Consider the following 21,387-nt stretch of genomic DNA (forward strand, 5'->3'; position numbering starts at 1 on the left):
GCGGGAGGGCCGCGAGACTTGGCAGCTTGCTGCCTAGTCGCAGCGGGGTGGGCCCTCCCGCCGCCGCAGCAACGCCGCAACTTCTTCCCGGATCGCAGTAACCACGCTTTCCAGATCGCCCCGCACCATCTCGTTCGAGAACCGCAGCACGCGAAGTCCATGCGCGATCATCCAGCGATCACGGGCAACGTCATGCTCGACCCGGACATCATGCGACCAGCCATCGAGTTCGACCACAAGACCCAGTTCCCGGCAGAGGAAGTCCGCGAAGTACGGCCCCACCGGCATCTGCCTGCTGAACTTGGCGCCTAGTTGTGATCGTGAAAGGTAACGCCAGAGCAGCCGCTCCGCCGGGGTGGCTTCGCGCCGAAGCTCTCGGGCGCGAACGGTGTTGCGAGGCTGGAACGGGCGCATCGCGAGAGGGTGATGGATGAGCGGATGCGCGAGTAGTTAAAGTGCTGAAACGGGTAAGGGCAGCGAAAGCCCACCCCCAACCCCCCCGCTTGCGGGAGGGGAGTTTCAGCGCAACAAAGCCCTCCCGCAGGCGGGAGGGCCGCGAGACTTACGAAGCGTAGCGAAGTTAGTCGCAGCGGGGTGGGCAAACTCACCCCAACCTTGACCCCAACCCCCAAATCTCCTAAGGGCGCGCATCTCCTGTGGGTCTGCCCTCAGGAAACGACATAGAGCTGAACATTGTCACGTCAGCTTTTCCGGGGGCTTTACCGCTGTTTGGCGGCGGATCGGCCCATCCGAAACCGTCATGCCCGATTCGGGGTGAGGGCTTCGCGGAAGCGGTGGCAAAGTAATCCGGCGCCTTATCGGCCGGGTGGAGTGTTTTTCGGCTCATGTGCGACGGTTCCCGCCGAAAGGTGGGCGTAAACCGGCAGCGGTCCCAGCTTTCGCTGGGATGACGATGCGGTTTTCGAAACTTCCGCCGTACGTGACCTCACTCTTCCCTTTCGAAATGCGTCGGCCCGTGGACCACGGGGTGCGACGGGTCCGTGCCGATCCGGTCTATCCGGGCGTTTCGGCCCGGATCCATCGCACTCCACATTTCGAAAGAAGAGTATAGATGCCCACTATCAACCAGCTGGTCCGCAAGGGCCGCGAACCGCAGAAGACCAAGTCGAAGGTCCCTGCGATGGAGCAGAACCCGCAGAAGCGCGGCGTTTGCACCCGCGTTTACACCACGACCCCGAAGAAGCCGAACTCGGCTCTCCGCAAGGTTGCCAAGGTTCGCCTGACCAACAGCCGCGAAGTCATTTCGTACATCCCCGGTGAAGGCCACAACCTTCAGGAGCACTCGGTCGTGCTCATCCGCGGCGGCCGCGTTCGCGACCTTCCCGGCGTGCGCTACCACATCCTGCGCGGCGTGCTCGACACGCAGGGCGTCAAGGATCGTAAGCAGTCGCGCTCGAAGTACGGCGCCAAGCGTCCGAAGTAAGCCGCTCGCAAGGCTCGCGGCAGGAAGCCCGTCATCCCAGCGAAAGCTGGGACCGCTGGCAGCCTGAAGCGGCCTTGAAGACAGGAAACATACCGAGCGCCCAGTGAGGCCAGCGGTCCCAGCTTTCGCTGGGATGACGGTTGAAGACCTCCGCTACGCTCCGGACCTTTTGGAGTTTAAAAAATGTCACGTCGTCGTCGTCCCGAGAAGCGGGAAATCCTGCCTGATCCGAAGTTCGGTGATCAGGTTCTGTCGAAGTTCATGAACAACCTCATGCTCGATGGTAAGAAGTCGGTCGCTGAATCGATCGTCTACGGTGCCATGGAAACCATGGAAACCCGCGCCAAGGCCGATCCGGTCCAGCTGTTCCACGATGCCCTGAACAACGTGAAGCCGCAGATCGAAGTCCGCAGCCGCCGCGTCGGTGGTGCGACCTATCAGGTTCCGGTCGAAGTCCGTCCGGAGCGTGCCCAGGCTCTCGCCATCCGCTGGCTGATCACGGCCGCCCGCAACCGTCCCGAGACCACCATGGCGGCGCGTCTGTCGGGCGAGCTGCTCGATGCTGCCAACAACCGCGGCAATGCCGTGAAGAAGCGCGAAGACACGCACCGCATGGCGGACGCGAACCGCGCCTTCTCGCACTACCGCTGGTAATGCGCGTGTGTGGGCCCGGGTGATCAGTCATCCGGGCGTCACACTTTTATTTCAGGGGGCGAGGTCTTATCTGAAGGCCGCCTCGCTCCCGAAACACTCCTGCTAAGGATTCTCACCATGGCACGCAGCCATCCGCTCAATATGTACCGTAACATCGGTATTATGGCGCACATCGACGCCGGTAAGACCACCACTACCGAGCGTATCCTCTACTACACCGGCAAGTCCTACAAGATCGGCGAAGTCCACGACGGCGCTGCTACCATGGACTGGATGGAGCAGGAGCAGGAACGCGGCATCACCATCACCTCGGCTGCGACCACCTGCTTCTGGACTTCCGAGGGCCAGGAATACCGCATCAACATCATCGACACCCCCGGGCACGTCGACTTCACCATCGAAGTCGAACGCTCGCTGCGCGTGCTCGACGGTGCGGTCGCATGCTTCGACGGCGTTGCCGGCGTTGAGCCGCAGTCGGAAACCGTGTGGCGCCAGGCCGACAAGTACGGCGTTCCGCGCATGTGCTTCATCAACAAGCTCGACCGTACCGGTGCGAACTTCAAGTACTGCGTGCAGTCGATCATCGACCGCCTCGGTGCGACCCCGGCCGTGCTCTACATTCCGATCGGCCTCGAATCCGACCTGAAGGGCCTGGTTGACCTGGTCAACAACCGCGCGATCATCTGGAAGGATGAATCGCTCGGCGCCGAATTCTTCTACGAAGAAATCCCGGCCGACCTCGTCGACGAAGCTGCCGAATACCGTGAAAAGCTGCTCGAACTCGCTGTCGAGCAGGACGACGCGGTCATGGAAGCTTACCTCGAAGGTAACGAGCCTGACGTAGCCACCCTGAAGTCGCTGATCCGCAAGGGTACGCTGAACCACTCGTTCGTCCCGGTCGTTTGCGGCTCGGCGTTCAAGAACAAGGGCGTTCAGTCGCTGCTCGACGCCGTCGTCGACTATCTGCCTTCGCCGCTCGACATCGAAGACGTCCAGGGCGTCAAGGTCGACAGCGACGAGGCCGACAGCCGTCCGCCGGAAGACAACGCTCCGTTCTCGGCGCTCGCCTTCAAGGTCATGAACGACCCGTTCGTCGGTTCGCTCACCTTCATCCGCATCTACTCGGGTACGCTCTCGAAGGGCACCTACCTGAACTCGGTGAAGCAGAAGAAGGAAAAGGTTGGCCGTATCCTCGAGATGCACGCCAACGAGCGTAAGGACATCGATGAAGCCTTCGCGGGTGACATCGTTGCGCTTGCCGGCATGAAGGAAACCACCACGGGCGACACGCTCTGCGCGGAAAAGGCGCCGATCGTTCTCGAACGCATGGAATTCCCCGAGCCGGTCATCGAACTCTCGGTTGAGCCCAAGACCAAGGCCGACCAGGAAAAGATGGGCGTCGCCCTCAACCGCCTCTCGGCGGAAGATCCCTCGTTCCGCGTCACCACCGATCACGAGTCGGGCCAGACGATCATCAAGGGCATGGGCGAACTTCACCTGGACATCATCGTCGACCGCATGCGTCGCGAGTTCAAGGTCGAAGCCAACGTCGGCGCTCCGCAGGTTGCCTATCGCGAATACCTCGCGAAGCCTGTCGATGTGGACTACACCCACAAGAAGCAGTCGGGTGGTACCGGTCAGTTCGGTCGCGTGAAGATCAAGGTCACGCCGGGCGAGCGCGGTTCGGGCATCACCTTCAAGGACGAGATCAAGGGCGGTAACATTCCGAAGGAATATATCCCCGCGATCGAAAAGGGCATGCGCGAAACCGCTGCCTCGGGCTCGCTGGTCGGCTTCCCGATCATCGACTTCGACATCGTCCTCTACGACGGTGCGTACCACGACGTCGACTCGTCGGCCCTGGCCTTCGAAATCGCCGGTCGCGGTGCTATGCGTGAAGTCGCCCAGAAGGCCGGCATCAAGCTGCTCGAACCGATCATGAAGGTTGAAGTCGTCACCCCCGAGGAATACCTCGGCGACGTCATCGGCGACATGAACAGCCGTCGTGGCCAGATCCAGGGCACCGACAGCCGCGGTAACGCTCAGGTTGTCGAGTCGATGGTTCCGCTGGCGAACATGTTCGGCTACGTGAACCAGCTCCGCTCGTTCACCCAGGGTCGTGCGAACTACTCGATGATCTTCTCCCACTATGACGAAGTCCCGGCGAACGTCGCGGCCGAGGTCAAGGAGAAGCTTGCCTAAACGGCAAGATCATTCTAGGGGCGGCGCCTGTTTCGGCGGGCGCTGCCTCACATTCCCGCAGATTACAATTCAAGCAAAGAAGGTTTGAAAATGGCGAAGGCAAAATTCGAGCGGAACAAGCCGCACTGCAACATCGGCACCATCGGTCACGTTGACCACGGCAAGACCACCCTGACGGCCGCCATCACCAAGGTGATGTCGGAAACGTTCGGCGGTGAAGCCGTTGACTTCGCGAACATCGACAAGGCTCCGGAAGAGCGCGAGCGTGGCATCACGATCTCGACCGCTCACGTTGAGTACGAGACCGAAGCCCGTCACTACGCGCACGTCGACTGCCCGGGTCACGCTGACTACGTGAAGAACATGATCACCGGTGCTGCCCAGATGGACGGCGCTATCCTGGTCGTGAACGCTGCTGACGGCCCGATGCCGCAGACCCGCGAACACATCCTGCTCGCTCGCCAGGTCGGCGTGCCGCAGCTGGTCGTGTACATGAACAAGGTCGACCAGGTCGACGACGCCGAGCTGCTCGAGCTCGTCGAACTCGAAGTTCGCGAACTGCTCTCGTCGTACGACTTCGACGGCGACAACATCCCCGTCGTCAAGGGTTCGGCTCTGGCCGCTCTTGAAGGCCGTGACGACAACATCGGCAAGAGCTCGATCCTCGAGCTGATGAAGGCTGTTGACGACTTCATCCCGCAGCCGCCGCGCCCGACCGACAAGCCCTTCCTGATGCCCGTCGAAGACGTGTTCTCGATCTCGGGTCGTGGTACGGTTGTGACCGGCCGCGTCGAAACCGGCATCGTCAAGGTTGGTGAAGAAGTCGAAGTCGTCGGTATCCGCGACACGCAGAAGACCACCGTCACCGGCGTCGAAATGTTCCGCAAGCTGCTCGACCAGGGTGAAGCCGGCGACAACATCGGTGCTCTGGTTCGTGGCCTGAAGCGCGACGACGTTGAGCGTGGCCAGGTTCTCGCCAAGCCCGGCACCGTGACCCCGCACACCGAGTTCTCGGCAGAAGTTTACGTTCTGTCGAAGGACGAAGGTGGCCGTCACACGCCGTTCTTCGCGAACTACCGTCCGCAGTTCTACTTCCGCACCACCGACGTGACCGGCGAAGTGATCCTCCCCGAGGGCACCGAGATGGTCATGCCCGGCGACAACGTTTCGCTGTCGGTTAAGCTGATCGCTCCGATCGCCATGGACGAAGGTCTCCGCTTCGCAATCCGCGAAGGCGGCCGCACCGTCGGTTCGGGCGTCGTTGCCACGATCACGAAGTAATTCGTCGATCGTCAGCTTCGGCTAACGTGATTGGCCCGGGCTTCCGAAAGGAAGCCCGGGCTTTTCGCGTTGATGGGGGGGCAAGGTCCTGGCGGGCGCCTTTGGAGCATTTTCTAATCAGGTGGTATCACCTGATGACTCGGAAAATGCGACAAGCGAGAAACTTAGAGCGGTCGAGCCGATGCAATCGGATCGAAAACCGCTCTAGTGCGCTCGCAACTCACCCTGTCCGACCTTCCAGGCATCCGAACCCTTGGGGGTCTCGGGGATGGATTTGAGGTCGATGTAGTAGACCGGTTCCGGCACGCGGCCGAACGGTATGGTGATGCAGGGGCCAAGGCAGCCGGGCAGGTGCCCCACGTCCGGTGGGTACGCCGCGCCCGTGCGCGTGCTTTCGTCTACGGACTTTGACGCCGGGACGCGCGGGTCCGTGCCGTCGCCGCCGTGGGAGCAGACGACGATCGTGCCGTCATTGCCGCCATTGCTGGCGCGGGCGGCTGCCCGGCAGGCGTCGTCCACGGTGCCGCCCGTTGCATCGGGTATGCCGACGTGGGCGGTCAATACGTCGGTGTCGTCGAGGTTGATGGGGGTGCCGGTTTCGCTTCGGGCGTAGGTTGGGCCATCGGCCGCAAGGGCATTGGGGGCCAGGCCTGCAAGAGTCAGCGCGGCGAACGCGCTAGAAATTGTCGTGATGATGGAGGGCATTGAGAGCGGCTTCTGTTAGGCGTCGCTCTCTCAACGTAGGAAGCACGCAGGGGGTAGGGAAGGGCGGATGCGACGAACGGCGTCGGCAGCCTGCGAAAAACCTGCCGTGCTACGTGAAATCAGGGGTTGCCCGACTCGCATTCCGCGTGTAGGGGCGCGGTTCGAATTTGACGGGGCGTATGCCCTTTGGCTCTTTCTCATCGGTAGTAGGTAATGGAAGCTCAGAACATCCGTATCCGCCTCAAGGCGTTTGACCATCGCGTGCTCGACCAGGCCACTGGCGAGATCGCCGACACGGCCCGCCGCACCGGCGCTCTGATTCGTGGGCCCATTCCCCTGCCGACGAAGATCGAAAAGTTCACGGTTAACCGTGGTCCGCACATCGACAAGAAGTCGCGTGAGCAGTTCGAAGTTCGCACCTACAAGCGTCTGCTTGACATCGTGCAGCCGAACGCAGCTACCGTCGACGCTCTGATGAAGCTCGACCTGGCTGCCGGCGTGAACGTCGAGATCAAGCTGGCCTAAGCCGGTTTACGGGGCGACCGCCAAGGTTGCCCCGATAGTCTTTTTGATCGGACTTAAAATGATCAGGTGAAATTCGGATCCTCGGATCCAAATTACCTTGTCGGCCTTCGCGGCCGGCTTTGCGAACAGCAGTTCGCAGAGACAGCGCCCCAAAGGGAAACCGAGGGGACACAAGGGATACCTCCGCCGTCTCCTTCGGGAAGCGTCGGGAATGCGTCCCCCGTCTCGTTTCCGCTGCCCATGTGGGCTTGCAGGGAACACCTGACCCGGACGGGGTTCGTATCATAACAGGGTTGGACACGCGTACGAGGGATGGTCCTGCGTACGCCTCTGTAAGGAGAAAGGTCATGCGTACAGGCGTGATCGCCAAGAAAGTCGGGATGACCCGCCTGTTCCAGGAGGACGGTCGCCACGTGCCCGTCACTGTCCTGGCACTTGAAGACTGTCAGGTGGTTTCGGTTCGTACTGCTGATCGTGACGGCTACGTCGCGGTTCAGCTCGGTGCGGGCGAAGCAAAGCAGAAGAACGTTGCCAAGCCGCAGCGTGAGCACTTCGCAAAGGCTCAGGTCCCCCTCAAGATGCGCGTCGCGGAATTCCGCGTCGCCGACGACGCCCTTCTCGAAGTTGGCGCCACGATCGCTGCCTCGCACTTCGTGCCCGGCCAGCTGGTCGACGTAGGCGGCCACACCCAGGGTAAGGGTTTCCAGGGCGCCATGAAGCGCTGGGGCTTCGGCGGTATGCGCGCCACCCACGGTGTTTCGATCTCGCACCGTGCGCACGGTTCGACGGGTAACCGTCAGGATCCGGGCAAGGTGTTCAAGAACAAGAAGATGGCCGGCCACATGGGCGACCGTCAGCGCACCCAGCAGAACCTCGAAGTCGTCCGCGTGGACGACGAGCGTGGCCTGATCTTCGTCAAGGGCTCGGTCCCCGGTTCGAAGAACGCCTGGCTCACCGTTTCGGACGCCGTCAAGGTCGACCGTCACGCCGAGGCTCCGTACCCCGCCGGCATCAAGTCGGCCAGCAACACCAATGATACGGCCGCTGCCGTGACCCCGGCTGAAGCCGCGGCTCCCGAAGCGACCGAAGGCCAGGAGGGCTAATCATGAAGGTTCAGGTCCTCAATATCGACGGCACTGCCGGCAAGGGCGACATCGAACTGTCGGACGACGTGTTCGGTCTCGAGCCGCGCGCCGACATTCTGCACCGCGTCGTCACCTGGCAGCTCGAAAACCGCCGCGGCATCGCCCGCGCGACCCGCGAGCGTTCGGACGTTGCCCGTACCGGCAAGAAGTTCGGCCGCCAGAAGGGTGGCGGTACTGCCCGTCACGGCGACCGCGCTGCTCCCGTCTTCATCGGCGGTGGTAAGGCTCACGGTGCCCGTCGCCGCGAGTTCAACGTCTCGCTGAACAAGAAGATCCGCGCGCTCGGTCTGAAGATGGCTCTGTCGTCGAAGGCCCAGAACGGCCTCGTCGTCGTCGACTCGCTCGATGTCGCCGATGCCAAGACCAAGGTGCTCGTCGGCCAGCTCGCCAAGGCTGGTTTCGGCAAGAAGGTGCTCGTGGTCGATGGTGAGCAGGTCAACGAGGGCTTCGCCCGCGCTGCCCGCAACATCGTCGGCATCAACGTGCTCCCCGCCGTGGGCGCCAACGTCTACGACATCCTGAAGCACGATACGCTGGTGCTGACCCGCGCCGCTGTCGAAAAGCTGGAGGCACGTTTCAATGGCTAAGACCAACGTGGACATCCGTCATTACGACGTGATCCTCTCGCCGCACATCACCGAGAAGTCGACCCTGCTTTCCGAGCAGAACGCCGTCGTCTTCAAGGTTGCTGACAAGGCGACCAAGCCCGAGATCAAGGCCGCCGTCGAAGCTCTGTTCGACGTCAAGGTCACCGGCGTGAACACGCTGAACGTCAAGGGCAAGACCAAGCGCTGGCGCGGTAAGGCTTACCGCCGCAGCGACGTGAAGAAGGCGATCGTCACGCTGGCCGAAGGTCAGTCGATTGACATCACCGAAGGCGTGCGGGGTTAATTCCGATGGCACTTAAGAGCTACAACCCGACCAGCCCCGCTCGCCGCGGCCTGGTCCTCGTCGACAAGTCGTCGCTCTGGAAGGGCAAGCCCGTCAAGGCGCTGACCGAGGGCAAGAGCAAGACTGGCGGCCGCAACAACAAGGGTCATGTCACCTCGCGTGGCATCGCCGGTGGTCACAAGCAGAAGTACCGCTTCATCGACTTCAAGCGTCGTAAGTGGGACATGGAAGCTGTTGTGGAGCGTATCGAATACGATCCCAACCGCACCGCTTTCATCGCGCTCGTGAAGTACACCGACGGTGAACTGGCCTACATCATCGCGCCGCAGCGTCTGGCCGTTGGCGACGTCGTCGTCGCCGGCGAAAAGACCGACGTGAAGCCCGGCAATGCCATGCTTCTGTCGCAGATGCCGGTCGGCACGATCTGCCACAACGTCGAAATGAAGCCCGGTAAGGGCGGTCAGATCGCACGTTCGGCAGGCACCTATGTTCAGGTCGTCGGTCGTGACCGCGGCATGGTCATCGTTCGCCTCAACTCGGGCGAGCAGCGCTACCTGCGTGGCGACTGCATGGGCACCGTTGGCGCCGTGTCGAACCCCGACAACGCCAACCAGACGCTTGCCAAGGCCGGTCGCGGTCGCTGGCTGGGCCGTCGCCCGCTTACCCGTGGTGTTGCCAAGAACCCGGTCGATCACCCGCACGGCGGTGGTGAAGGCCGTACCTCGGGCGGCCGTCATCCGGTCACTCCGTGGGGCAAGCCGACCAAGGGCGCTCGCACTCGCAACAACAAGCAGACGGACAAGATGATCATCCGTTCGCGCCACGCCAAGAAGAAGAGGTAAGACACGATGGCACGTTCCGTCTGGAAAGGCCCCTTCGTCGACCTGTACCTTCTCAAGAAGGCCGAGGTCGCGCAGGATGCCGGCACCCGCGCTGGTCCGATCAAGACCTGGTCGCGTCGCTCCACCATCCTTCCGCAGTTCGTTGGTCTGACCTTCCAGGTCTACAACGGGCACAAGTTCATCCCCGTTGCCGTCAACGAGGACATGGTTGGCCACAAGCTCGGTGAATTCGCGCCCACGCGCACGTTCCCGGGTCACGCTGCCGACAAGAAGGGTAAGCGCAAGTGAGCAAGCAGGCAGCACCCCGCCGCGTAGGCGAAAAGGAAGCTCTGGCTGTCGGCACCACCATTCGTGGTTCGGCCCAGAAGCTCAACCTGGTCGCCGCGCTTATCCGTGGCCGCAAGGTCGAGGACGCGATGAACATCCTGGCCTTCTCCAAGAAGGCGATGGCCCAGGACGCTCGCAAGATCCTCGCTTCGGCGATCGCGAATGCGGAAAACAACCACAACCTCGACGTCGACGCTCTCGTCGTCGCCGAGGCGTCGGTTGGCAAGTCGATCACCATGAAGCGTTTCCACGCTCGTGGTCGCGGCAAGTCCACCCGTATCCTCAAGCCGTTTTCGCGCCTGCGGATCGTCGTTCGCGAAGTCGAGGAGGCCTGATCCATGGGTCATAAGAGCAATCCGATCGGTCTGCGTCTGCAGATCAACCGTACCTGGGACAGCCGCTGGTTCGCGGAAGGCCGGGACTACGGCAAGCTGCTTGAGGAAGACCTCAAGATCCGCAAGTTCATCGTCGCGAAGCTGCCCCAGGCCGCTATCTCGAAGGTGGTCATCGAGCGTCCGGCCAAACTGTGCCGCATCTCGATCTACGCAGCCCGTCCCGGTGTGATCATCGGCAAGAAGGGTGCTGACATCGAGAAGCTCCGCAAGGAGCTGGCCACGATGACCGGCAGCGAAGTGAAGCTGAACATCGTCGAAATCCGCAAGCCGGAAATCGATGCCAAGCTCGTCGCTCAGGGCATTGCCGATCAGCTGATCCGTCGTGTGGCTTTCCGCCGTGCGATGAAGCGTGCGATGCAGTCCGCGATGCGTCTGGGCGCCGAAGGCGTCAAGATCATGTGCGGTGGCCGTCTCGGCGGCGCTGAAATCGCCCGTGTCGAACAGTACCGCGAAGGTCGCGTGCCGCTTCATACGCTGCGTGCGAACATCGACTATGCCGAAGCCGAAGCGCTGACTGCATACGGTATCATCGGCATCAAGGTCTGGATCTTCAAGGGTGAGATCCTGGGCCACGACCCGACGGCGCAGGACCGCCTGATGCTGGAGGCTCAGACCTCCGGCGTTCGTCCCGCGCGTTGAGGCTTAGGATAGAGTAAGCACCATGCTGCAACCAAAGAAGACCAAGTTCCGCAAGGCCTTCAAGGGCCGGATCAAGGGCGAAGCCAAGGGTGGCACCGACCTGAATTTCGGTTCGTACGGCCTCAAGGCCCTCGAGCCGGAGCGGATCACCGCCCGCCAGATCGAAGCGGCTCGCCGCGCGATCACGCGTCACATCAAGCGCCAGGGCCGTCTCTGGATCCGCGTTTTCCCCGACGTGCCGGTTTCGAAGAAGCCTGCTGAAGTCCGTCAGGGTAAGGGCAAGGGTTCGATCGAATACTGGGCAGCTCGCGTTAAGCCGGGCCGCATCCTGTTCGAACTGGACGGCGTCGCTGGCCCCCTCGCAGCCGAGGCTTTCAGCCGCGCTGCGATGAAGCTGCCGATCAAGACCAAGGTCGTTGCTCGCCTCGGCGACACTTCGCACCTTGGCGGCGAGTAAGGAAGTCGAATCATGGCAAACAAGATCGAAGACCTTCGTGCCAAGACCGACGACCAGCTCACTGCTGATCTCGTCGAGCTGAAGCGCGAACAGTTCAACCTGCGGTTCCAGGCCGCGACCAGCCAGCTTGAGGCGCCTGCGCGCATTAAGCAGGTGCGTCGTGACATCGCCCGCATCAAGACGCTCCAGGCCGAGCGTTCGGCGCAGGCCTAAGGAGGAAACACGATGCCCAAGCGTATTCTGATCGGGACCGTCGTTTCCGACAAGACCGACAAGACCGTGACCGTACTGGTCGAGCGCAAGGTGAAGCACCCCCTCTACGGGAAGATCATCCGTCGCTCGAAGAAGTATCACGCTCACGACGAAGACAACGCCTTCAAGACCGGCGAACGCGTCCGGATCGAGGAGACGAAGCCCTTCTCGAAGACCAAGACCTGGAAGGTTCTTGACCGTCTTCAGGCGAGCAAGGGTACGGCGCTCGAAGCCGAGGTGTAAGATCTGAAACGGAAATGTCCTTCGCGGCATTTCCGGATCAAGTCAGCCTCGGCCTCAGGGCCGGACAAGAGTGTTGACCTGGGCGGGTGAATGCGGCAAAGGGCCGCACTTCGCCCGTCGGGGCGACTCGGGCCCCTCGTGGGCCTGTCTTTTTAGGAACTGCCGGACTGGTTCCGGCAAGCCAGTTGAGAAGGACTCGGATCGATGATCCAGATGCAATCCAATCTCGACGTCGCGGACAACAGCGGCGCAAAGCGCGTCCAGTGCATCAAGGTGCTGGGTGGCTCGAAGCGTCGTTTCGCAGGCGTCGGCGACATCATCGTGGTGTCGATTAAGGAGGCGCAGCCCCGCGCTCGCGTCAAGAAGGGCGACGTTCACCGTGCGGTGATCGTGCGTACCAAGAAGGACGTGCGTCGTGCAGACGGCAGCGTGATCCGCTTCGACGGCAATGCCGCCGTGCTGATCAACAAGAACGAGGAGCCGATCGGCACCCGTATCTTTGGCCCCGTCGTGCGCGAGCTTCGCGGCAAGGGCTTCATGAAGATCATCTCGCTTGCTCCGGAGGTGCTGTAATGGCTGCCGCGAAGATCAAGAAGGGTGACTCCGTCGTCGTCCTGTCCGGCAAGGACAAGGGCCGCACCGGCACCGTGCTTCAGGTTATGCCGAAGGACGCCAAGGTCGTGGTCGAGGGCGTGAACGTTGCTACCAAGCACCGCAAGCCGACCCAGCAGAACCCGCAGGGCGGCATCGAGCGCACTCCGGCTCCGATGGCGATCAGCAAGGTTGCCGTTGCCGACAAGGACGGCAAGCCGACCCGCGTTCGCTTCGAAGTCAAGGACGGCAAGAAGGTCCGCGTGGCCGTGAAGTCCGGGGAGACCATCGATGGCTGATTACACTCCGCGTATGCGCACCCGCTATGACGACGCGATCGTCAAGGCGATGACCGAGAAGTTCGGTTACAAGAACGCGATGGAAGTGCCCAAGATCGAAAAGATCACGCTCAACATGGGCGTGGGCGAGGCGAGCCAGGACAAGAAGAAGGTCCAGACCGCCGCTGTCGAAATGGAAGCCATCGCTGGTCAGAAGCCGGTGATCACCAAGGCCCGCAAGTCGATCGCACAGTTCAAGCTGCGCGAAGGCATGCCGATCGGCTGCAAGGTGACCCTGCGTCGCGAGCGTATGTACGAATTCCTCGATCGCCTCATCACGATCGCGATGCCACGCATTCGCGACTTCCGTGGCCTGAACCCCAAGTCGTTCGACGGCCGCGGCAACTACGCGATGGGTCTCAAGGAGCAGATCATCTTCCCAGAGATCAGCTACGACAAGATCGAGAAGGTGCGTGGTATGGACATCATCGTCACCACCACCGCGAAGACCGACGAAGAAGCACGCGAACTGCTGCGTCTTTTCGGTTTCCCGTTCCCGGCCGAAGCGGCTTCGGAACAGAAGGAAGCGGCGTGAGCCGCTGATAGAGAGAGCTTAAGTCCATGGCGAAACTGAGTTCCGTGAACAAGAACGAGCGTCGCAAGAAGCTCGTCAAGAAGTATGCAGGCAAGTACGAGCGCCTCAAGGCGGTCGCTGCTGATGAATCGCTCGACGAAACCGAGCGCCTCATCGCTCGCCTGAAGCTGGCCGAGATCCCGCGCAACGGCAACCCGACCCGGGTTCGCAATCGTTGCGCCACGACCGGCCGTCCGCGCGGTTATTACCGCAAGTTCGGCCTCTGCCGCGTCGAGCTGCGTGATCTTGCCAACAAGGGCATGATCCCCGGCGTGACCAAGTCGAGCTGGTAAGGGTTAGAAGCAATGGCATTGACCGATCCCCTGGGTGATATGCTCACCCGCATCCGCAACGGCCAGCAGGCGAAGAAGGACTCCGTCCTTTCTCCCGCCAGCAAGCTGCGTGCGCGCGTGCTCGAAGTTCTGCAGCGTGAAGGTTACATCCGTGGTTTCAGCGATGACACCACCGGTGCCCACCCGCAGCTGCGCATCGAGCTGAAGTATTTCGAGGGCGAAGCCGCTATCAAGCACATCGCCCGCGTCTCCAAGCCTGGCCGCCGCGTCTACTCGGGTTCGAAGGAACTCCCGGTTGTGCGCAACGGTCTTGGCATCACCATCGTCTCGACGCCGCGCGGCGTGCTCTCGGATGCCGAAGCACGTTCGCAGAACGTCGGCGGCGAAGTGCTTGCGGAGGTGTTCTGATGAGCCGCATCGGCAAAAAGCCGGTTGTGATCCCTGGCGGGGTCACTGCCGCCATCGATAACGGCACGCTCAGCGTGAAGGGCCCCAAGGGCACCCTCACCATGGGTCTGTCGGACCTCGTGACCTACTCGGTCGAAGAAGGTTCGATCGCCGTTCAGCCTGCCAACCAGACCAAGGCTGCCCGCAGCCACTGGGGCATGCAGCGTACCCTCGTTTCGAACCTGGTCGAAGGCGTTACCAACGGCTTCTCCAAGGTCCTCGAAATCAAGGGCGTCGGCTACCGCGCCGCGGCTCAGGGCAAGAACCTGAAGCTGCAGCTCGGCTACTCGCACGACGTTGACATCGCTGTGCCGGAAGGCATCGAGGTCAAGACCCCGGACAACACCACGGTCGAGATCTCCGGTATCGACAAGCAGAAGGTCGGCCAACTCGCGGCCGAAATTCGTCGCTGGCGCAAGCCCGAGCCTTACAAGGGCAAGGGCATCAAGTACCGCGGCGAATTCATCTTCCGCAAGGAAGGGAAGAAGAAGTAATGGCCAAGCTTTCTCTTTTCGCGCGCCGCGCTCGCCGCGTCCGCACGGCCCTGAAGGCCCGTTCGGGCGGCCGTCCTCGCCTGTCGGTGCACCGCACCGGCCGTCACATCTATGCGCAGATCATCGACGATGCGCAGGGCCGTACGCTGGCCGCCGCCAATACTCTTGGCGCTAAGGGCACCGACATGGATGCCGCGACCCGCGTTGGCAAGGAACTCGCCGAGGCCGCCAAGAAGGCGGGTGTTACCTCGGTTGTGTTCGACCGTGGCGGTTTCCTCTTCCATGGCCGCGTCAAGGCGCTGGCCGAAGCCGCCCGTGAAGGCGGGCTGGAGTTCTGATCATGGCTGACGCAAACACCGAAATCCAGACCGAGGCTCCGGCCGCTGAAGGCCAGGAAGTCCGCGAAGGTCGTGGTCGTGGTCGCGGCCGTGGCGAACGCGGCGAGCGTGGCGGCCGTGGCCGTCGCGACGACCGCCGTGGCGGCCGTGGCAATAACGAGGAAGAACAGGGCGAGGAGCTCATCGAGAAGCTCGTCCACATCAACCGCGTTTCGAAGACCGTGAAGGGCGGCAAGCGCTTCGGTTTCGCAGCTCTCGTCGTCGTTGGCGACGGCAAGGGCCGCGTCGGCTTCGGCCACGCCAAGGCACGCGAAGTGCCTGAAGCGATCACGAAGGCCACTGCTTCTGCAAAGAAGAAGATGGTCCGCGTGCCGCTGAAGGACGGTCGCACGCTGCACCATGACGGCAAGGGCCACTTCGGCGCCGGTAACGTGAACGTTCGTACGGCTCCGGCCGGTACGGGCATCATCGCCGGTGGTCCGATGCGCGCCGTGTTCGAGAGCCTGGGCGTCCATGACGTCGTGACCAAGTCGGTCGGCACCTCGAACCCGTACAACATGATCCGCGCCACCTTCGACGCGCTGACCAACCAGACTTCGCCGAAGTCGGTTGCCCAGCGTCGTGGCAAGAAGGTTGCCGACCTGCTGGGTCGCGGCGGCGCGAATGAGGCAGAGGCGGAAGCCGCTGCCGAAGCCATCGCGGAGTAAGCAGTCATGGCGAAGATCAAGATCAAGCAGATCGGTTCGCCGATCCGTCGCCCCGAGAACCAGAAGAAGATCCTGATCGGTCTGGGCCTCGGCAAGATGCACAAGGTCGTCGAGCTGGAAGACACTGCGGAAGTCCGCGGTGCGATCGCTAAGCTGCCGCACATGGTTGCGGTGATCGACTGATCGATCCTCCGGTCCCGAGCCGAAAGGTTCGGGTCAGGAACATGAAAGGGCCCCGGTGGAAACGCCGGGGCCTTTTTCTTTGCGCCAAGTAGATGTGCGTGGGTGTTCGTTAACCATGCGGCCTTATGCGGATAGCGGAAAGGGGGCCGCGTGGGGCAGGCAGGCGTATTCCAGCGCAGGACGTGGCAAGCAGGTGCCGGTATCGGTTCCGAAGCCCGCGACATCGCCAGGCTCACGGGCGGATTCGCGCGGGGCTGGACGATAAGGCGGGCGCCGACCGCGCTGCTGTTCCTTTGCGTGGCGGTCTTGCTTCGAGCCAGCACTTACGGTGACCCCAACGTCCACGGCGACGAGGTGTTCTACCAGACGGTGGGCCTGGCCATGCATCACGGGGCGGTACCCTACGTGGACGTGTGGGACCGCAAGCCGTGGGGCCTGTTCTTCCTCTATTACCTGATCACCGCGATTTCAGATCAACCGATCGCCTATCAGTTCGCATCAACAGCTTTCGCAGCGGCGACGTCTTGGGTCATCAGCCGTATCGCGCGCCGGTGGCATGGCGGGCAGGGGGGCACATTCGCAGGCCTGGCCTATCTGCTCTGGCTGGAGCAGGCGCAGGGCTTCTTCGGTCAAGCGCCGGTCTGGTACAACCTCTTCGTCGCGACCGCCGCGCTGCTGATCCTGCAATTCGTGCAGGAACTCCGCGAGGGCAGGGCGGGGTGGCGTTGCTGGACGGCGATGGCGCTGGGCGGCTGCGCGATCACCATCAAGCAGACCAGCCTGTTCGAATGTGCATGGCTGGGCATTTACGCCGCGCATGCGCTCTGGCGTTCTCCTCTCGCCACGCGGTGCAAGCTGCAGACTATCGCCGGGTGGGCGTTGGTGGGCGCCGCGCCGACGCTGGCAATCGCTTTCGGTTACGCGCTTGCCGGCTATGGCCCGATCTGGTGGCATGCGATGGTCGGGGCGAACTTGCACAAGACCATCGATCCCACGTCTTCTGCGATCCGCGCGCTTATCATGTTCGTCATGCTGGCGCCTTTCGCGATGCTCCTTGTCTTGAGCCTTCCCAGGATGGCGCGGGGCGAGCGCGTGTTTCTATTCGGATGGCTCGCGGCGGCGGGGCTTGGGCTGCTGTCGGTGCCGAACTTCTATCCGCACTATGCCTTGCCGATCCTGGTTCCCCTGAGCATCGCCGGCGCCGGTTTCCTGGCCGGCCGCTGGACCGGGCCGGTGGCGCTCGCCGTCATGGCGCTGCTGGCTTTCCGCGACACGCAGGCGTTCGACTTCGACCACGCCGCCCGATCCCGCGCGGCGATTGCGGAACTGGCGCAGGCCGTGCGCAGCCACGACGATGGCGGCCCGCTATTCGTCTATGACGGCCCCTTCCAGCTGTATCCGATGACCGGCCACCGCTTCGTCACCCCGCTGGTTTTCGGGCCCCATCTTGCGCAAGGTATCGAGAAGGACGTCAGCCATCTTTCCACGCTTGGCGAGGTCCGCCGCGTACTCGCCGAGCGGCCGAGTACGCTGGTCACGGCCAGCAAGCCCCGACAGGGTCCGGTGAACTGGGAAACCATGGTGCCGGTCCGTGCCTATGCCCTGCGCAACTGCCGCCTCGTTGCCCGCGTGCTCACGCCGGAATGGCTGCACGAAGAGACCATCGACGTCTGGGCGGACTGCAATCGAAGCCGTTGATCGGCCGGCTGCGGCACGAAAAGCTGTGCGTTGGTGCAAGTTCATCTCCACCCGAGCCCGAATCCTGTGCTAAGCGCCCCCCATTCCGGCACACTGCACTTCCCTGGGGGATACCTTGCTTCGCAGGACAATCGCGGCCTCATCGCTGATTCTCGCCACGCTTGCCGTCACCGGCTGCAGTGGCGGCACCTCGGGCGACGACGAGACTTACGTTGAAGAAAGCCCCGCTGCCGAACCGCCTTGCGCCGATCCCTTGGCGGATCCCGCGATGCTGGAGCGCAATCGCAATGCCGATCGCGCGCTGAAGGCAGCGCTCGCTTCCGGTCGCGCCGATCCGATCGAGGAAGCGCAAAAGGCTGCCGCTGCCGGCGATTTCCGTCTGGTCGCCGCTGTTACCGTCGAGGGAATCGACACGCGCGAATTTGGCGCGATCTGCGCGCTGCGTGGTGGGCTCAATCCGCGCATGGCCCGCGTGGTCACGTATTATGGTGAGGATGGCGAGCCGTCGCCCGAACCCTCCGACACCGCGAGCGGGTCTGCCGAAGGTGGCAGCGAGGACAAGCTGGTCGCCTTTGCGCGCGCCTTCAACCAGGCGCTGATCGCCGATCCGGCCTATCCCTATCGCGATATCTGCCGTCCGCTCGCGGCACAGGAGGCCGATGCCGCCGGCAAGGATGTGGGGTCTGCGCGCGGCGCAGTCGTTCGCGCCGTCAGCGAGGCGCCGACGCGCGCCTACGGCTTCCCGGATCTCGGTCCGCTGCAGACCGGCGCGACGCTGGCGGACGCCGCGCGGCGCGGTAATGTCGCGGCAATGCGGCGGATGCTCGATGAAGAAGCGCGCGAACTGAAGAAAGCGGCGGCTGCCGCTACGGACAAGCCAACCGCAAAGCCCAATGAAAAGCCCACGGACAAGCCGACGCCGATGGGCATGATCGATGCTCCGGATCTCTTCGGCATGACGCCGCTGGCTTGGGCCATGGCCTATCACCGGGACGAAGCAGTGCGCTTCCTCCTCTCGCGCAAGGCCAGCCCCTCAGGCGCGCAGTGCCAGGCGCTGGTCGACCGCGATTCGCCGATGCAGATCGCGCGCAGATCGGGATGGGTCGGCATGGTGCGCCGGATGAAGCCGATGGTCTCCGATGAGGATTACGCGGCCCTGGCGGAGGAGCCGAAACTGGCCGATGGCAGCAAGGCGGACTTCAACAACGAACTGGGCAAGCTGGGCGAACGCTACGGCACGATCTTCCACAAGGACGAGATGACCCGCCATTCGCTGACCTTCAAGGTGGACGCGCGCGGAAAGATGACCTCGTGCGAATTCGCGCCGAAGACCATTTCGCCGGAGTTCGACACCGATATCTGCAAGCTGGGCCGCGACGTGCTGGAATGGCAGCCCGGCCGCGATTCGGAAGGCCGGCCGATCGGCGGTGAGGGCAAGGTGATGATCCGTCTTCGCGGCACCTGAAAGCCGGCAGACTGGCCGATGCAGGGCTGGAAATCGGCAGAAACGGGCGGTTTGTGCGGCGATTGCCGGATTAGGGGGTGACAGCCCGACGGCTTTCCCCTAAGGGCCCGCCTTCCTTTCAAGCGCGATTTAAAGCGAAAGCGAGTGCAGATTATGAAACTGAATGACATCCGTGACAATGCCGGCGCCCGTCACCGCCGCATCCGCGTGGGCCGTGGTATCGGTTCGGGCAAGGGCAAGACCGCCGGCCGCGGCCAGAAGGGTGCGAAGGCACGCTCGGGCGTTTCGATCAACGGCTTCGAAGGCGGCCAGATGCCGCTCCACATGCGTCTGCCGAAGCGTGGCTTCAGCAACAAGAAGTTCGCCAGCGATTACGCTGAAGTGAACCTCGGCATGGTGCAGAAGGCCATCGACGCTGGCAAGCTGGACATCGCCGGCACTGTCGACCACGCCGCTCTCAAGGGCGCTGGTCTGGCTCGTGGCGGTAAGGACGGCGTGCGCCTCCTCGCCAAGGGCGAACTGACCGCCAAGGTCACCTTCAACGTTGCCGGTGCCTCGAAGGGCGCCGTTGCTGCGGTTGAAAAGGCCGGCGGTTCGGTGATCGTTCCTGCCAAGGAAGCCGCCGAGGCCTGAGGCCCGTTGGCATCGCATCCGCGATAAGCTCATAGGAGAGGGCGGGCGCCATGCGCTTCGCCCTCTCTTTGTTCCCGGACCCGCATTATGACGGATGATATGGGAACAATGACAGGGGCGGGTCTTCCAGACCCGGGACGAATGTCTATATGAGCGGACCAGAACCGGGGTTCGACAAGCCTGCGCGCAGTCGCTAAGGCAAATGCGAACCGACTATTCGAGGCATTACCAATCGTCATGGCTTCTCGCGCCGACAACGTTGCCAGCTCGCTGAACCTGGCCAATTTCTCGAAGGCCACCGAACTGAAGAACCGAATCTGGTTCACGGTCGGTGCGCTGATCGTCTTCCGCTTCCTGAGCTTCGTGCCGCTCCCGGGTGTGAACCCGGTGATTCTCGCCAAGCTCTATGACAAGACGCAGGGCGGCATTCTCGACCTCTTCAACACTTTCTCGGGCGGTTCGCTTTCGCGCATGAGCCTGATCGCGCTTGGCGTGATGCCGTACATCACCGCCTCGATCGTGGTCCAGCTTGCCGCTGCGCTGCACCCGGCGCTGATGGCGCTGAAGAAGGAAGGCGAAGCCGGCCGCAAGAAGCTGAACCAGTACACGCGCTATGGCGCGGTCGTGCTCTGCGCGATCCAGGGCTGGTTCCTTGCCGTCAGCCTCGAAGCCTATGGCGCATCCAGCGGTCTTCCGGCCGTGGTCGATCCGGGCATCGTCTTCCGCGTCGGCGCGGTGATCTCGCTTGTCGGCGGCACCATGTTCCTGCTGTGGCTGGGTGAACAGATCACCTCGCGCGGCATCGGCAACGGCGTTTCGCTGATCATCATGGCGGGCATCGTCGCCCAGATGCCGACTTTCGCCAGCAACGTTGGCCAGGCCTACAGCGCCGGCGATACCGGCTCGATCCTGATCATCTCGCTGATCGCGCTGGTCGTGCTCATGATCCTGGGCATCTGCTTCTTCGAGCGCGCGACCCGCCGCCTGCTGATCCAGTATCCCAAGCGCGCCACCCAGCGCGGCATGATGCAGGCGGACCGCAGCCACCTGCCGCTCAAGCTGAACACGGCCGGCGTGATCCCGCCGATCTTCGCCAGCTCGCTGCTGCTGCTGCCGCTGACCATCACCCAATTCGCGGGCAAGTCGCTGAATCCGGATTCGGTCGGCGGAAAGATGGTCGTTACGCTCAACCAGTACCTGGGTCACGGCAAGCCGCTCTACATGGCGCTCTATGCCGCCGGGATCATCTTCTTCTCGTTCTTCTACACTGCCGTCGTCTTCAATCCCGAAGAGACTGCCGATAACCTGAAGAAGAATGGCGGCTTCATTCCCGGCATCCGTCCCGGCAAGAACACCGCGAACTATCTCGATTACGTGCTGACGCGCGTGACCGTGATCGGTGCGCTGTACCTGACCGTGGTCTGCACCGTTCCCGAGTACTTCCTCTCGATGACGGGTCTGCCGCTGCTGTTCATGGGCGGCACCAGCCTCCTGATCGTCGTCAACGTGACGGTCGACACCATCACCCAGATACAGTCGCACCTGCTGGCACACCAGTATGGCGACCTGATCAAGAAGGCCAAGCTGAAGGGACGCATGCGCTGAGGGGCGCAGGCACAGGGAT

30 protein-coding genes are annotated in these 21,387 nt (G+C 62.8%); 28 read left to right on the forward strand and 2 right to left on the reverse strand.

Going from position 1 to position 21,387, the window contains the following annotated elements:
* Positions 1-33: 33 nt before the first annotated feature.
* Complete coding sequence (locus tag ACZ1JC_RS15820) at positions 34-414, reverse strand: endonuclease domain-containing protein (protein WP_465135947.1); 381 nt, start codon at positions 412-414, stop codon at positions 34-36.
* Positions 415-1,072: 658 nt separating this feature from the next.
* On the opposite strand from ACZ1JC_RS15820, the gene rpsL reads away from it, so the two are divergent.
* From rpsL to tuf, 4 genes are all read left to right on the forward strand, one after another.
* Entirely contained in the window at positions 1,073-1,444 is a 372-nt protein-coding gene (gene rpsL, locus ACZ1JC_RS15825; protein ID WP_395390960.1) for a 30S ribosomal protein S12, read from the forward strand.
* A 183-nt stretch (positions 1,445-1,627) separates the two neighbouring features.
* Entirely contained in the window at positions 1,628-2,098 is a 471-nt protein-coding gene (gene rpsG / locus ACZ1JC_RS15830) for a 30S ribosomal protein S7 (protein WP_379486881.1), read from the forward strand.
* Between the two features lie 117 nt (positions 2,099-2,215).
* Positions 2,216-4,300: an elongation factor G gene (gene fusA / locus ACZ1JC_RS15835; RefSeq protein WP_465135946.1), complete on the forward strand. Its 2,085-nt coding sequence runs from the start codon at positions 2,216-2,218 to the stop codon at positions 4,298-4,300.
* A gap of 90 nt (positions 4,301-4,390) precedes the next feature.
* Positions 4,391-5,581, forward strand: coding sequence for an elongation factor Tu (gene tuf, locus ACZ1JC_RS15840; RefSeq protein WP_465135945.1), 1,191 nt, complete (start codon positions 4,391-4,393; stop codon positions 5,579-5,581).
* Between the two features lie 204 nt (positions 5,582-5,785).
* On the opposite strand, the gene ACZ1JC_RS15845 is transcribed toward tuf, so the two are convergent.
* Positions 5,786-6,286, reverse strand: coding sequence for a hypothetical protein (locus tag ACZ1JC_RS15845; RefSeq protein WP_465135944.1), 501 nt, complete (start codon positions 6,284-6,286; stop codon positions 5,786-5,788).
* A 213-nt stretch (positions 6,287-6,499) separates the two neighbouring features.
* Here ACZ1JC_RS15845 and rpsJ point away from each other — a divergent pair, with 213 nt between their 5' ends.
* The 24 genes from rpsJ to secY all read left to right on the forward strand — a co-directional run bounded on the left by rpsJ (position 6,500) and on the right by secY (position 21,368).
* Positions 6,500-6,811 carry a 30S ribosomal protein S10 gene (rpsJ, locus tag ACZ1JC_RS15850; protein WP_007011873.1) on the forward strand — a complete coding sequence of 104 codons (312 nt, stop codon included), beginning with the start codon at positions 6,500-6,502 and terminating at the stop codon, positions 6,809-6,811.
* A gap of 347 nt (positions 6,812-7,158) precedes the next feature.
* Positions 7,159-7,914: a 50S ribosomal protein L3 gene (gene rplC / locus ACZ1JC_RS15855; RefSeq protein ID WP_132263823.1), complete on the forward strand. Its 756-nt coding sequence runs from the start codon at positions 7,159-7,161 to the stop codon at positions 7,912-7,914.
* A gap of 2 nt (positions 7,915-7,916) precedes the next feature.
* The gene (rplD, locus tag ACZ1JC_RS15860; RefSeq protein WP_465135943.1) at positions 7,917-8,543 is read left to right on the forward strand and encodes a 50S ribosomal protein L4; all 627 of its coding nucleotides are present in this window, start codon (positions 7,917-7,919) and stop codon (positions 8,541-8,543) included.
* A complete protein-coding gene (locus ACZ1JC_RS15865) occupies positions 8,536-8,847 on the forward strand; it encodes a 50S ribosomal protein L23 (RefSeq protein WP_465135942.1) in 312 nt (103 codons plus the stop codon). The genes rplD and ACZ1JC_RS15865 overlap by 8 nt, the downstream gene beginning before the upstream one ends.
* Before the next feature lie 5 nt (positions 8,848-8,852).
* Positions 8,853-9,689 (forward strand): 50S ribosomal protein L2, encoded by an 837-nt coding sequence (rplB, locus tag ACZ1JC_RS15870; RefSeq protein ID WP_465135941.1) that lies wholly within the window; start codon positions 8,853-8,855, stop codon positions 9,687-9,689.
* A 6-nt stretch (positions 9,690-9,695) separates the two neighbouring features.
* Positions 9,696-9,977 carry a 30S ribosomal protein S19 gene (rpsS, locus tag ACZ1JC_RS15875; RefSeq protein WP_142635109.1) on the forward strand — a complete coding sequence of 94 codons (282 nt, stop codon included), beginning with the start codon at positions 9,696-9,698 and terminating at the stop codon, positions 9,975-9,977.
* Positions 9,974-10,351: a 50S ribosomal protein L22 gene (gene rplV / locus ACZ1JC_RS15880; RefSeq protein WP_132386855.1), complete on the forward strand. Its 378-nt coding sequence runs from the start codon at positions 9,974-9,976 to the stop codon at positions 10,349-10,351. Before rpsS ends, rplV begins: the two co-directional genes overlap by 4 nt.
* A 3-nt stretch (positions 10,352-10,354) precedes the next feature.
* Positions 10,355-11,050, forward strand: a complete 696-nt coding sequence (gene rpsC, locus ACZ1JC_RS15885) for a 30S ribosomal protein S3 (RefSeq protein WP_142635107.1) — start codon at positions 10,355-10,357, stop codon at positions 11,048-11,050.
* A 22-nt stretch (positions 11,051-11,072) separates the two neighbouring features.
* Positions 11,073-11,507: a 50S ribosomal protein L16 gene (gene rplP / locus ACZ1JC_RS15890; RefSeq protein ID WP_465135940.1), complete on the forward strand. Its 435-nt coding sequence runs from the start codon at positions 11,073-11,075 to the stop codon at positions 11,505-11,507.
* Positions 11,508-11,519: 12 nt separating this feature from the next.
* Positions 11,520-11,720 (forward strand): 50S ribosomal protein L29, encoded by a 201-nt coding sequence (rpmC, locus tag ACZ1JC_RS15895; protein ID WP_465135939.1) that lies wholly within the window; start codon positions 11,520-11,522, stop codon positions 11,718-11,720.
* Positions 11,721-11,732: 12 nt separating this feature from the next.
* On the forward strand, positions 11,733-12,002 hold the full coding sequence (gene rpsQ / locus ACZ1JC_RS15900) for a 30S ribosomal protein S17 (protein WP_021233437.1): 270 nt from the start codon (positions 11,733-11,735) through the stop codon (positions 12,000-12,002).
* 204 nt (positions 12,003-12,206) lie between these two features.
* Positions 12,207-12,575: a 50S ribosomal protein L14 gene (gene rplN / locus ACZ1JC_RS15905; protein ID WP_395331271.1), complete on the forward strand. Its 369-nt coding sequence runs from the start codon at positions 12,207-12,209 to the stop codon at positions 12,573-12,575.
* The gene (gene rplX / locus ACZ1JC_RS15910) at positions 12,575-12,892 is read left to right on the forward strand and encodes a 50S ribosomal protein L24 (protein ID WP_395331274.1); all 318 of its coding nucleotides are present in this window, start codon (positions 12,575-12,577) and stop codon (positions 12,890-12,892) included. The genes rplN and rplX overlap by 1 nt, the downstream gene beginning before the upstream one ends.
* A complete protein-coding gene (gene rplE, locus ACZ1JC_RS15915) occupies positions 12,885-13,466 on the forward strand; it encodes a 50S ribosomal protein L5 (protein ID WP_142635097.1) in 582 nt (193 codons plus the stop codon). Before rplX ends, rplE begins: the two co-directional genes overlap by 8 nt.
* 26 nt (positions 13,467-13,492) lie before the next feature.
* Positions 13,493-13,798: a 30S ribosomal protein S14 gene (rpsN, locus tag ACZ1JC_RS15920; RefSeq protein ID WP_086490047.1), complete on the forward strand. Its 306-nt coding sequence runs from the start codon at positions 13,493-13,495 to the stop codon at positions 13,796-13,798.
* A 12-nt stretch (positions 13,799-13,810) separates the two neighbouring features.
* Complete coding sequence (gene rpsH / locus ACZ1JC_RS15925; RefSeq protein WP_465135938.1) at positions 13,811-14,206, forward strand: 30S ribosomal protein S8; 396 nt, start codon at positions 13,811-13,813, stop codon at positions 14,204-14,206.
* Positions 14,206-14,739 (forward strand): 50S ribosomal protein L6, encoded by a 534-nt coding sequence (gene rplF, locus ACZ1JC_RS15930; RefSeq protein WP_465135937.1) that lies wholly within the window; start codon positions 14,206-14,208, stop codon positions 14,737-14,739. Before rpsH ends, rplF begins: the two co-directional genes overlap by 1 nt.
* A complete protein-coding gene (gene rplR / locus ACZ1JC_RS15935; protein ID WP_465135936.1) occupies positions 14,739-15,077 on the forward strand; it encodes a 50S ribosomal protein L18 in 339 nt (112 codons plus the stop codon). The genes rplF and rplR overlap by 1 nt, the downstream gene beginning before the upstream one ends.
* A 2-nt stretch (positions 15,078-15,079) precedes the next feature.
* On the forward strand, positions 15,080-15,784 hold the full coding sequence (gene rpsE, locus ACZ1JC_RS15940) for a 30S ribosomal protein S5 (protein WP_465135935.1): 705 nt from the start codon (positions 15,080-15,082) through the stop codon (positions 15,782-15,784).
* 6 nt (positions 15,785-15,790) lie between these two features.
* Positions 15,791-15,967: a 50S ribosomal protein L30 gene (gene rpmD, locus ACZ1JC_RS15945; RefSeq protein ID WP_395331284.1), complete on the forward strand. Its 177-nt coding sequence runs from the start codon at positions 15,791-15,793 to the stop codon at positions 15,965-15,967.
* A 150-nt stretch (positions 15,968-16,117) separates the two neighbouring features.
* A complete protein-coding gene (locus tag ACZ1JC_RS15950) occupies positions 16,118-17,665 on the forward strand; it encodes a hypothetical protein (protein ID WP_465135934.1) in 1,548 nt (515 codons plus the stop codon).
* A 115-nt stretch (positions 17,666-17,780) separates the two neighbouring features.
* Entirely contained in the window at positions 17,781-19,130 is a 1,350-nt protein-coding gene (locus tag ACZ1JC_RS15955) for a hypothetical protein (protein ID WP_465135933.1), read from the forward strand.
* 153 nt (positions 19,131-19,283) lie between these two features.
* Complete coding sequence (gene rplO / locus ACZ1JC_RS15960; protein WP_465135932.1) at positions 19,284-19,763, forward strand: 50S ribosomal protein L15; 480 nt, start codon at positions 19,284-19,286, stop codon at positions 19,761-19,763.
* Between the two features lie 237 nt (positions 19,764-20,000).
* A complete protein-coding gene (gene secY / locus ACZ1JC_RS15965; RefSeq protein WP_465135931.1) occupies positions 20,001-21,368 on the forward strand; it encodes a preprotein translocase subunit SecY in 1,368 nt (455 codons plus the stop codon).
* Positions 21,369-21,387: the final 19 nt, after the last annotated feature.

It is taken from the genome of Sphingomonas sp. BL-S-28 (genome assembly GCF_055521515.1).

Bases quoted from the DNA above. Each gene is read 5' to 3' on its own strand.
- ACZ1JC_RS15820 (WP_465135947.1), bottom strand. From the start codon at position 414: ATGCGCCCGTTCCAGCCTCGCAACACCGTTCGCGCCCGAGAGCTTCGG.
- rpsL (WP_395390960.1), top strand. From the start codon at position 1,073: ATGCCCACTATCAACCAGCTGGTCCGCAAGGGCCGCGAACCGCAGAAG.
- rpsG (WP_379486881.1), top strand. From the start codon at position 1,628: ATGTCACGTCGTCGTCGTCCCGAGAAGCGGGAAATCCTGCCTGATCCG.
- fusA (WP_465135946.1), top strand. From the start codon at position 2,216: ATGGCACGCAGCCATCCGCTCAATATGTACCGTAACATCGGTATTATG.
- tuf (WP_465135945.1), top strand. From the start codon at position 4,391: ATGGCGAAGGCAAAATTCGAGCGGAACAAGCCGCACTGCAACATCGGC.
- ACZ1JC_RS15845 (WP_465135944.1), bottom strand. From the start codon at position 6,286: ATGCCCTCCATCATCACGACAATTTCTAGCGCGTTCGCCGCGCTGACT.
- rpsJ (WP_007011873.1), top strand. From the start codon at position 6,500: ATGGAAGCTCAGAACATCCGTATCCGCCTCAAGGCGTTTGACCATCGC.
- rplC (WP_132263823.1), top strand. From the start codon at position 7,159: ATGCGTACAGGCGTGATCGCCAAGAAAGTCGGGATGACCCGCCTGTTC.
- rplD (WP_465135943.1), top strand. From the start codon at position 7,917: ATGAAGGTTCAGGTCCTCAATATCGACGGCACTGCCGGCAAGGGCGAC.
- ACZ1JC_RS15865 (WP_465135942.1), top strand. From the start codon at position 8,536: ATGGCTAAGACCAACGTGGACATCCGTCATTACGACGTGATCCTCTCG.
- rplB (WP_465135941.1), top strand. From the start codon at position 8,853: ATGGCACTTAAGAGCTACAACCCGACCAGCCCCGCTCGCCGCGGCCTG.
- rpsS (WP_142635109.1), top strand. From the start codon at position 9,696: ATGGCACGTTCCGTCTGGAAAGGCCCCTTCGTCGACCTGTACCTTCTC.
- rpsC (WP_142635107.1), top strand. From the start codon at position 10,355: ATGGGTCATAAGAGCAATCCGATCGGTCTGCGTCTGCAGATCAACCGT.
- rplP (WP_465135940.1), top strand. From the start codon at position 11,073: ATGCTGCAACCAAAGAAGACCAAGTTCCGCAAGGCCTTCAAGGGCCGG.
- rpmC (WP_465135939.1), top strand. From the start codon at position 11,520: ATGGCAAACAAGATCGAAGACCTTCGTGCCAAGACCGACGACCAGCTC.
- rpsQ (WP_021233437.1), top strand. From the start codon at position 11,733: ATGCCCAAGCGTATTCTGATCGGGACCGTCGTTTCCGACAAGACCGAC.
- rplN (WP_395331271.1), top strand. From the start codon at position 12,207: ATGATCCAGATGCAATCCAATCTCGACGTCGCGGACAACAGCGGCGCA.
- rplX (WP_395331274.1), top strand. From the start codon at position 12,575: ATGGCTGCCGCGAAGATCAAGAAGGGTGACTCCGTCGTCGTCCTGTCC.
- rplE (WP_142635097.1), top strand. From the start codon at position 12,885: ATGGCTGATTACACTCCGCGTATGCGCACCCGCTATGACGACGCGATC.
- rpsN (WP_086490047.1), top strand. From the start codon at position 13,493: ATGGCGAAACTGAGTTCCGTGAACAAGAACGAGCGTCGCAAGAAGCTC.
- rpsH (WP_465135938.1), top strand. From the start codon at position 13,811: ATGGCATTGACCGATCCCCTGGGTGATATGCTCACCCGCATCCGCAAC.
- rplF (WP_465135937.1), top strand. From the start codon at position 14,206: ATGAGCCGCATCGGCAAAAAGCCGGTTGTGATCCCTGGCGGGGTCACT.
- rplR (WP_465135936.1), top strand. From the start codon at position 14,739: ATGGCCAAGCTTTCTCTTTTCGCGCGCCGCGCTCGCCGCGTCCGCACG.
- rpsE (WP_465135935.1), top strand. From the start codon at position 15,080: ATGGCTGACGCAAACACCGAAATCCAGACCGAGGCTCCGGCCGCTGAA.
- rpmD (WP_395331284.1), top strand. From the start codon at position 15,791: ATGGCGAAGATCAAGATCAAGCAGATCGGTTCGCCGATCCGTCGCCCC.
- rplO (WP_465135932.1), top strand. From the start codon at position 19,284: ATGAAACTGAATGACATCCGTGACAATGCCGGCGCCCGTCACCGCCGC.
- secY (WP_465135931.1), top strand. From the start codon at position 20,001: ATGGCTTCTCGCGCCGACAACGTTGCCAGCTCGCTGAACCTGGCCAAT.